The 276-nt window shown below is 43.5% G+C and carries 1 pseudogene; it reads left to right on the forward strand.

Annotated features, from left to right (window positions below):
* Positions 1-276, forward strand: a pseudogene (locus AAEY57_RS19900) (capsid protein); the annotation flags it as partial.

Raw genomic sequence — 276 nt, forward strand, 5'->3', positions numbered from 1 at the left:
TTTACATGCTGCTGAAAGTTTAACTGATTTGGTATTGCTTAATCGTGAAATACGCGTTGCTAATATGTACAACAAAGCTGCTAACTTTGGTAGCACTCAATCATTAGCGGCGGGCGGACAAAAGCGTTTAGATGATGCAACACTGGATATTTTGCCGTTCTTTTTAGACATGCTTGATGCACCACTTATGCGCCCGAATGCCATGACGCTATCGCAAAGTGTGGCCACTAAGCTGCGTACCCACCCTAAGTTACTAAAAGCGTTTAACGGTACTAG

The organism is Pseudoalteromonas sp. MER144-MNA-CIBAN-0113 (assembly GCF_040308965.1).
Classification (GTDB): domain Bacteria; phylum Pseudomonadota; class Gammaproteobacteria; order Enterobacterales; family Alteromonadaceae; genus Pseudoalteromonas; species Pseudoalteromonas tetraodonis.